This window comes from Cereibacter changlensis JA139 (assembly GCF_003034985.1).
Lineage (GTDB): Bacteria > Pseudomonadota > Alphaproteobacteria > Rhodobacterales > Rhodobacteraceae > Cereibacter > Cereibacter changlensis.
Map to the genome: position 1 here is coordinate 1 of NZ_PZKG01000166.1, position 7,073 is coordinate 7,073.

The 7,073-nt window shown below is 68.1% G+C and carries 7 protein-coding genes; 1 reads left to right on the plus strand and 6 read right to left on the minus strand.

All coding sequences use genetic code 11. The annotated features are described in order from the left end of the window. The 5 genes from C5F48_RS26390 to C5F48_RS20530 all read right to left on the minus strand — a co-directional run. The coding region (locus C5F48_RS26390; RefSeq protein ID WP_107665645.1) for an ATP-binding cassette domain-containing protein at positions 1 to 1,084 on the minus strand (1,084 nt) is incomplete at its 3' end. Continuing rightward, on the minus strand, positions 1,081 to 1,887 hold the full coding sequence (locus tag C5F48_RS20515; protein ID WP_211314598.1) for a creatininase family protein: 807 nt from the start codon (positions 1,885 to 1,887) through the stop codon (positions 1,081 to 1,083). The genes C5F48_RS26390 and C5F48_RS20515, both read right to left, overlap by 4 nt. Then, complete coding sequence (locus tag C5F48_RS20520) at positions 1,884 to 3,470, minus strand: ABC transporter substrate-binding protein (RefSeq protein WP_107665646.1); 1,587 nt, start codon at positions 3,468 to 3,470, stop codon at positions 1,884 to 1,886. The genes C5F48_RS20515 and C5F48_RS20520 overlap by 4 nt, the downstream gene beginning before the upstream one ends. 34 nt (positions 3,471 to 3,504) lie before the next feature. Beyond that, positions 3,505 to 4,341 (minus strand): ABC transporter permease, encoded by an 837-nt coding sequence (locus C5F48_RS20525; protein ID WP_107665647.1) that lies wholly within the window; start codon positions 4,339 to 4,341, stop codon positions 3,505 to 3,507. Further along, a complete protein-coding gene (locus C5F48_RS20530; RefSeq protein ID WP_107665648.1) occupies positions 4,338 to 5,261 on the minus strand; it encodes an ABC transporter permease in 924 nt (307 codons plus the stop codon). Before C5F48_RS20530 ends, C5F48_RS20525 begins: the two co-directional genes overlap by 4 nt. Before the next feature lie 91 nt (positions 5,262 to 5,352). Here C5F48_RS20530 and C5F48_RS20535 point away from each other — a divergent pair, with 91 nt between their 5' ends. Next, positions 5,353 to 6,291 (plus strand): LysR family transcriptional regulator, encoded by a 939-nt coding sequence (locus C5F48_RS20535; protein WP_107665649.1) that lies wholly within the window; start codon positions 5,353 to 5,355, stop codon positions 6,289 to 6,291. A 7-nt stretch (positions 6,292 to 6,298) separates the two neighbouring features. Here the strand turns inward: C5F48_RS20535 and C5F48_RS20540 are convergent. Then, positions 6,299 to 7,073: NAD(P)-dependent oxidoreductase (locus C5F48_RS20540; RefSeq protein ID WP_107665650.1), on the minus strand; the 775-nt coding region annotated here is incomplete at its 5' end.

The following is a 7,073-nucleotide window of genomic DNA, read 5'->3' on the forward strand; positions in this document are numbered from 1 at the left end:
TGCGCCGCGCTTCGCGCAGCACCTGCCCGCTGAGCCCGGTGAAGCGGCCGCCGTCGATGGTGACCTCGCCGCCATCCGGCTCCACAAGACGGATCACCGCCTGCGCCAGCGTGGACTTGCCGCTGCCGCTTTCGCCGACGAGGCCGAGTGTCTCGCCGCGGGCGAGGGTGAGATCGACATCCTTCAGCGCCTGCACCTCGCGGGCGGCGCCGATCAGCGTGCGGGTCCGGTAGGTCTTGCGCAGGCCGACGGCGCGCAGCACGGTCTCGCCAAGGCTGGCCGTGGTCGTCTTCGGCGCGAGCCGCGGCACGGCGGCGATGAGCTGACGGGTGTAGTCTTCCTGCGGATCCATCAGCACCTGATCGCGCGTGCCGATCTCCACCAGCCTGCCGTGGCGCATCACTGCGACGCGGTCGGCGATCTCGGCCACCACGCCGAAGTCGTGGGTGATGAACAGGATGCCCGTGCCATGATCGCGGCGCAGGTCGAGCATAAGCTCGAGGATCTTCGCCTGCGTCGTCACGTCGAGCGCGGTCGTCGGCTCGTCGGCGATCAGCAGGGCGGGGTCGAGCGCCAGCGCGGTCGCGATCATCACCCGCTGGCACTGGCCGCCCGAAAGCTGGTGCGGATAGGCGCGCAGGATCGCCTCGGGTTCTGGCAGGCGCACCTCGCGGAAGAGGTCGACCACCCGCTTGTTGATCTCCTGCGAGGAGAGGTCGGTGTGCAGGCGGAAGGTCTCGGCCATCTGCGTGCCGATCCGGTAGATCGGGTTCAGCGCCGCGACGGGTTCCTGAAACACCATGGCAAGCCGCTGACCGAGAAGCGGCAGCCGCTCGCGGCGGGACAGCGAAAGCAGGTCACGACCCTCGAAGCGGATGTCGCCCTGCGGTTTCGGCAGGTTGGAAGGCAGCAGCCCCATAGTCGAGAGCGCGGTGAGCGACTTGCCCGAGCCGGTTTCGCCCACGACACAGAGGATCTCGCCGCGGTTCAGCGTCAGCGACAGATCCTCGACGGCGAAGCGGCGGTCGGCGCCCTTCGGAAGCGGGACCGAGAGGTTGCGGATGTCGATCAGGGGCTCGGTCATGGCATGGGCTCCGCGACGGGTCGGCGGGGATCGTGCTGGCGCAGATGGGCAACGAGCCGCGCGCAGTAGCCGGTCAGATGCTCGACGATCCGCTCTCCGGCCTCGGCGGAGGCCAGCGCCGGATCGCCGCCGAACATGCCGTCGGGATGCAACTCGTGACCGTCCAGCGGCAGGTTCACCGCCAGCCCCTCGAACCGGACACCGGAAGCGCCGATGCTGGGCAGGCCCATCGCCTCGGCCGGGCGCGCCGCCTGCATCAGGTCGGGCCGCATGGTCTCGGGGCGCAGATACATCGAGACGGAGGTGACCGGATCGCCGCCGTGACCGCGCGCCTTCGCGGCGTCGGGGCCGTGGATCTCGGTCCAGAGGCTGTCGGGGATCGAGCGCCAGAGATCGACCGAGGCCACGGCGACGCCGGTCCTGCGGCGCAGGGCGCGCAGGGTCTCGTCGATCAGCGCGGCATTGGTGGAATGGCCGTTCAGGATCAGAATGCGGTTCAGGCCATGGTCGAGGAAGGCCGTCACCATGTCGTCCAGCACGGCGCGGAAAGTCGGGGCGCGCAGCTGGATGCCGCCGGGATAGCCGCGGAAGAACTCGGCATAGCCGAAGGGCAGGCAGGGCGCGGCGATGGCGCCCGAGCGCTCGGCAGCGCGCAGCGCGATCGCCTCGGCCAAGAGGTAGTCGCCCATCGGCGCATGCGGCCCCTGCTCCTCGTGACTGCCGAGCGGCAGCAGGATCACCGGGTCTTCGGCCAGACGGTCGCGGAACTCCGCGACCGTCATGTCTTTCAGCGCATGTTTCACGCCGGCAACGCCATGTAATCGCCGAACATCCGCATCTCGCCGTCGGGGCGCGCCACGAACTCGATGTCGGCGCGGTGGGCCCAGTTGTAGACGCTCTTCCACAGGTAATAGCCGGGCGTTACATCCTGCCAGGCCTGCGAGAGCTTCAGATAGGCTGCCTTGCGCTCCTCGAAGGTGATGGCCTCCTCGAATTCCTTGCCGGCTGCAAGATATTCCGGCGTCGGGTCCCAGGTCTTCCAATGCGCAGTGGAGCGGCTGGCGGTCGGACCCCAGTCGAGCCAGAGCGGCTGGTAGGGGTCGCCGGGGATGAAGTCGGTCGACATCGACATGTTCATCAGGTGGTAGGGGCGGGTGTAGACCAGCTCGAAGTTGTCGAGGACCACCGCCTGCACGTTGACGCCGATCTGGCGCCACTGTTCCACCATGATCTCGGCGGCGGCCTCGTAGTTCGGGTAGAACTGCCGCGTGATGTGCCAGCGCAGCACCTGCCCGTCATAGCCCGACGCCTCGACCAGCGCGCGCGCCGCCTCGGGGTCGTAGGGCAGCGGGTTCACCATCTCGGGATCGTAGAAGTCGCCGTATTCGGGGAAGTTGAACGGCACGGCGGGATGGAAGGTCGTGTCGCCGAACAGGGCCTGCACGATGGCGTCCATGTCGATCGCCTGCACCATCGCCTTGCGCAGGTTCACGTCGACCAGCGGGTTATCCTCCGGATCGGGCCGGGTGTTGAAGGCGAAGGCCGGGTAGTTGCCCGCCAGCGCCCGGGCCACGGTGACATTGTCGTAGCTCGCCAGCTGCGCTTCCTGATCCGTGGGGATGTTGGCGATGAACTCGAACTCGCCCGAGACGAGCCCCGCCATGCGGCCCGCGAATTCCGGCACGATGCGCCAGATCAGCTTCTGCGCCGGGGGCGGCCCGCTCCAGCAATCGTCGAAGGCTTCCATCTCCAGCACCTCGCCGGAGCGGAACAGGGTGACGCGATAGGGGCCGGTGCCGATCGGCGCCTGACCGAAGGCATCGACGCCCATCTCGAGATAGGCCTTCTTCGGCACGACGAAGCCGATGTAGCCGGTGAGCTTGCCGGGGATGTAGGGGTCTTCGCGCTCGGTCTCGATCTCGACGGTCAGATCGTCGATCGCCTCGACCCGGACGAAGCCCGCGGTGAAGGTCTTGCCGCGCGGCTCGAAGGGGGTCTCGCCCCAGAGCCGCTCCGGCCCGAGGGTGAAGGCCACATCCTCGGCGGTCATCGTCTCGCCGTTGTGGAACTTGACGCCCTCGCGCAGTTTCAGCGTCCAGACCTTGCCGTCGCGCGACCATTCCGTCGCAAGCCCGGGCACCAGCGTCAGACCCTGCTCGTCGGCGATGTAGTCGCGCTCGACCAGATGCGAGTAGATGTTGGGGAAGAACCGCCGCGTGGTGGTGGAGATCCCGTTGATCGTGTTGATGTTGGCCCAGAGGTTGTCGACCGCGATGGTCAGGGTCGGGCGGGAGCCGTCCTGCGCCAAGGCGAGCGAGCCGGGCAGCCAGAGCGTCGAGGCGCCGGCGGCGAGGGAGTATTTGCCAAAGTTGCGTCTGCTGATCATCGCAGTACCTCCTGTTGGTGAGTGTTCCTGATTTTCAGGTTGTTCTTGCCTTGAGCATCGGGTCGAGCCGGTCGCGCAGGGCATCGCCCAGAAGCGACATGGACAGGGTGATCAGGAAGATCAGCGCCCCCGGCCAGACCGAGATCCACCACGCGGTGGAAAGATAGTCGCGCCCGTCGCCGAGGATCTGCCCGAGGCTGGTGTTGGGCGGCTGGATCCCGAGCCCGAGGAAGGACAGCGAGGTTTCCAGGAGGATGATCTGCGGGAAGGTCAGCGTGACCTGCACGATCAGCGCCGAGGCGACATTGGGCAGGATGTGGCGCAGGTAGAGCCGTCCGGGCCCCGCCCCCAGCGCTTCGACCGCGCGGGCATAGGGCTGCGACCGGGCCGAAAGCACCACGCCGCGTGCGAGACGGGCATAGGTTTCCCAGCCGAACATGCCCATCAGGATGACGAAGAGCACCATCGAGTTGCCGAAGAACGCCAGCAGCGTCAGCGCGATCAGGATGAAGGGCAGCGAGGCCTGGAAGTCGACCAGCATCATCAGCACCTCCTCGACCAGCCCGCGGAAATGGGCGGCGAGGAAGCCTACGAAGGTGCCGAAGATCGCGCCGATCAGCGTGCCCGCCAGCGCCACCGAGAGCGACATCTGCAGCCCGGCGACCAGACGGGCCACCATGTCGCGGCCGATCCTGTCGGTGCCCAGCGGGAACTCGGCGGCGCCGCCGAGGAAGGCCGGCGGCTTCAGCCGGCTCAGCAGGGCCTGATCGGTCACCTCATGCGGGGTGAAGACGTTGCCCACCAGCGCGACCGCGACGGAGGCGGCGAGGATGCCCCCCGCCATGAGGGTGAGGATGTTCGGCCGGCTCATTTCGCGCCCTCCCGGATGCGGGGGTCAAGCAGGCCGTAGAGCAGATCCACCGCGAGGTTGGCGAGCACCATGGTCACGGCGATCACCAGCACCAGCCCCTGCACCACCGCCAGATCGCGTTGCGACACGGCGACCACCAGAAGCCGCCCGATGCCCGGCCAGGCGAAGACGGATTCGACGACGATGGCGCCCGCGACCAGCTGGCCGAGGTTGAGGCCGATCACCGTGACGATCGGGATCGCGGCATTGGGCAGCGCATGCAGCAGCACCCGCTTCCAGAACGGCACGCCCTTGGCGGCGGCGGCGCGCATGTAGGGCCGCTCCAGCACCTCGAGCATGGCCGAGCGGGTGAAGCGGGCCAGCGTTCCGGCGGTGAAGGTGGCCAGCGTCGCCGCCGGCATGATCAGGTGCAGGAGCGTGCCGGTGCCCGAGGAGGGCAGCACCTGCAGATAGAGCGAGAAGAGCAGGATCAGCAGAATGCCGAGGAAGAAGTTCGGCAGGGCGAAGCCGAAGACGGCGAAGACCATGACGATCCGGTCGGTCAGCTTGCCGCGCTGCAGGGCGGCGACGATGCCCGCCGGAATGCCGATCACCGCGGCGATGGCGAAGGCGGCGAGGCCGAGCTCGACCGTGGCGGGCAGGCGTTCGAGGATGATCTCCAGCACCGGGCGGCTGTCGCGCAGCGAGATGCCGAACTGGCCCGTCGCCATCTGGCCGACGTAGCTGACGTATTGGGTGAAGAGCGAGCGGTCGAGGCCCCAGAGCTCGCGGAAATGCTCGATCTCGGCGGGGAGCGCATCGGCCCCGAGCAGGGCCACCACCGGGTCGCCCGAGGTGCGCAGCACGATGAACGTGAAGGAGACGACGAACCAGAGCGTGATCACCGTTCGCAAGAGTTTGATCAGCCAGAAACGTGTCATGAACCTCTTGCCTGCCGTTGATCCCTCAGCGAACCATGCAGGCGCAGCACGATCAATTCCCCATTCCAGAATGATTTGATATGCTGAGCATATGAATATCGGGATCGACCTCCGCCAGCTGCGCTACTTCGTCTGCCTTGCAGAGGAGCTGCACTTCGGCCGCGCCGCCGAAAGGCTGGGGATCGCGCAGGCGCCGCTGAGCCTGCAGATCCGCGCGATGGAGGACCGGCTGGGGGTGATGCTGTTCCACCGCACCACGCGGCGCACGCGGCTGACGGCGGCGGGCGACACGCTTTTGCGGCATGCGCGCAGCCTGCTCGACGGGATGGACCGGGCCGTGGTCCAGACCCGCGCCATGGCCGGAGAGACGACGGGCCGGATCACGGTGGCCGGCGTCAATCTGGCGATGACGCATGTGATCCCGCCGATTGTTGCGGAATTCCGCAGGAAATGGCCGGCGGTGATCGTCGATCTGGCGCATATCGGCACGTCCGGGCAGCTGCGCCAGCTGGAGCGCGGCGAGATCAACGTGGCCTTCATCCGCCCCACCGAACGCCCGGCCCATGCGCAGGTCGAGACGCTGATGCGCGAGGGCTTCGTCGCGGCGCTGCCGAAGGGGCACCGGCTGACGGCGCAGGCCGAGGTCAGCCTGCAGGATCTCGCGCAGGAGCCGCTGATCGGCTATGCGCCGATCATCGGGGCGAGCTATGCGACCTTCCTGATGAACGAATTCCGCCGGGCTGGGCTGCATCTGCGCATCGTGCAGGAGAGCACCCATACCACCGGCGTCGCCGCGCATGTCGCCTCGGGGCTCGGCGTGGCGGTGATGCCGGAGTGGATCACCAACCTCCGCTCGCCCTATCTGGAGTTCCGCCCGGTGCCGGAGCTGCCGCGGATGATCGAGCTGGTCGTCGCCTGGCCCGCGGGCGAAAGCTCGCCCGTGGTGCTGGATTTCATCGAGACCACGCGCCGGGTGTCGCGGCAGATCGCGGCGGGGCTGGGGATGGACCCGGCGCCCGCGCCGCTCTGACGCCGGCTCAGACCAGGATGTCGATGTCGCGCGGCGCAGCACCCCGGTCGATGGCCTGCAGGTTCTCCATCATCCGGGTCAGCGAGGTGGCGAAGCTGTCGGCCGAGATCGCGGCGATATGCGGGGTCAGCACCACGCGGTCGAACCCGAGAAGCGGGTTGTCGGGCGTGATCGGCTCGGCGGCGAAGACATCGATGCCCGCGCCGCGCAGCCGGTTCTCGCGGATCGCGTCGGCCAGCGCCTGCTCGTCCAGCACGCCACCGCGGGCGGCGTTGATCAGGATCGCGTCGGGCTTCATCAGCGCCAGCTCGTCCCGCCCGATCAGGTTGCGGGTGGAGGCATTGAGCTCGCAGTTCAGCGTCACCACATCCGCGGCGGCCAGCAGGTCGGGCAGGGCGGCGAAGCGGATGCCGAGCTCGGCCTCCTCCTCGGCGGCCAGCGGGCTGCGCTTTGTGTAGAGCACGGTGCAGCCGAAGCCGCGCAGCAACCTGACCAGCGCCTTGCCGATATAGCCCATGCCGACGATGCCCACCGTGCGGCCCGAGAGCTTCATAGAGTTGGGGGCGAGTGCGCCCTTCAGCCACTCGCCCGAGCCGATGCCGACATGGCCGCGCACCAGATTGCGGTTCACCGCGAGGATCAGGCCGAGCGTAGTCTCTGCCACCGCCACCGCGTTGGAGCCGGTGGTGCGCAGCACCCGGACGCCGTGCCGGCTTGCCGCCTCAAGGTCGATGCCGTCATAGCCGACGCCCCATTTGTGCACGGCCTTCAGCCCCGGCGCC

Bases quoted from the DNA above. Each gene is read 5' to 3' on its own strand.
- C5F48_RS20520 (WP_107665646.1), bottom strand. From the start codon at position 3,470: ATGATCAGCAGACGCAACTTTGGCAAATACTCCCTCGCCGCCGGCGCC.
- C5F48_RS20525 (WP_107665647.1), bottom strand. From the start codon at position 4,341: ATGAGCCGGCCGAACATCCTCACCCTCATGGCGGGGGGCATCCTCGCC.
- C5F48_RS20530 (WP_107665648.1), bottom strand. From the start codon at position 5,261: ATGACACGTTTCTGGCTGATCAAACTCTTGCGAACGGTGATCACGCTC.
- C5F48_RS20535 (WP_107665649.1), top strand. From the start codon at position 5,353: ATGAATATCGGGATCGACCTCCGCCAGCTGCGCTACTTCGTCTGCCTT.